The 1,545-nt window shown below is 43.0% G+C and carries 1 protein-coding gene; it reads left to right on the top strand.

What is annotated here, in order from left to right; translation table 11 throughout:
- Positions 1–2 precede the first annotated feature (2 nt).
- A partial coding sequence (locus MSG95_RS18845) for a TonB-dependent receptor family protein (RefSeq protein ID WP_324645236.1) occupies positions 3–1,545 on the top strand: 1,543 nt, incomplete at its 3' end.

The following is a 1,545-nucleotide window of genomic DNA, read 5'->3' on the forward strand; positions in this document are numbered from 1 at the left end:
CGATAACTGTGCAAGCCGAAGGCAACTGGTTAGATGAAGCCAATGCACAGAAAGTACTAAATCATGCTGGAGCGCGTACAGTCATTCAGCGTGATGAGTTGATTAACCGAGGCGTAACTTCTGTCAAAGAGGCTTTACGCACTGTGCCTGGTATTCAAGCTCCTGAAAATGCAGGAACAGCAGGGAGTGATGCATCGTTAAGCATCGGTGTCCGTGGTTTAACGTCACGGTTTTCACCACGCTCACAGGTACTCGTGGACGGTGTTCCACTTTCGTTTGCCCCTTATGGTCAATCACAACTCTCCTTAGCACCCACTAGTTTAGGCAATACTGAAAGTATCGACGTGGTGCGTGGCGCGGGCTCTGTTCGCTTTGGGCCACAAAATGTAGGAGGGATTATTAACTTTAACTCGCGTACAATTCCTGAAACCTTTGCTGGAACGGTAGACCTCACTACAGAAATTGCAGAAAACGGTCATGTAAAATTTAACCCCAACTTATTTGTGGGTGGAACCTTAGACAACGGTTTAGGCTTAGCGCTGTTATATTCTGGCGTTAATGGAGAGGGTTTTCGCGATAAAAATGATGACTCTGACATCAACGATATTCGCTTAAAAGCAGCTTATGCAATAGATGAATATGCAAAAATTGAAGCCAATCTACACCGCTACGATGCAGATGTAGATATGCCTGGAGGTTTAACCCCTGCTCAATTTGCTGAAAATCCATATCAGTCCTTGCGCAATCATGATTATATGAAAGGGCATCGTACTGACGGTTCAGTTAAATACAGCTATAAAAAAGATGACAATGCCTTTGAGCTTTTGGCCTATCACACTGACACCTTCCGTGATGCAGGAATGGAACGTAGTGGATCAAAACTGTACCAAACGGCGCCACGTAATTATAAAGTGACGGCAATCGAGCCACGGTATTCGCATGCGTACCAACTTGGGACTACTGAAAATGAAGTTTCTGTGGGCTATCGCTATCTACATGAAACCAGTGAAGAGGCGGTTAATCGTGCAAGCTATAACACGGTCACAGGCCCTACAAATGAATATGCTTGGACCAAAGCAGACGGGAAAACAGATGCAAATGCATTGTTCATCGACAACCGCACAGATGTGGGTGCATGGTCTCTGATTCCTGGTGTTCGTTTTGAGAAAATCAAAACCACCGAAAATATGTACAAATTAAATAAAGATGCATCGGTACTCAACGGAGTACATGCTGAAAAATCCTATGATGCAGTATTACCAAGCTTTTCAGTCATGTATAAAGCCAATGATTTGTGGAATATTTTTGCAAACTACGGTAAATCTTTTGCACCACTACAATATAGCCAAATGGCCAATACCAATGCGTCAGGTGCCTATCTGACCATGCAGGGCTTACAACCTGAAAAAGCCAATAATTATGAAATTGGTACACACTATTTAGACCCATATCTATCCCTAGAATTCACCCTGTTTTATATTGATTTTTCTGATGAATTAAAACGAGATGATGCAACTCAAACTTACTCAAATTTAGGTGCCACTG

This window comes from Acinetobacter sp. IK23 (genome assembly GCF_035615275.1).
Classification (GTDB): Bacteria; Pseudomonadota; Gammaproteobacteria; order Pseudomonadales; family Moraxellaceae; genus Acinetobacter; species Acinetobacter seifertii.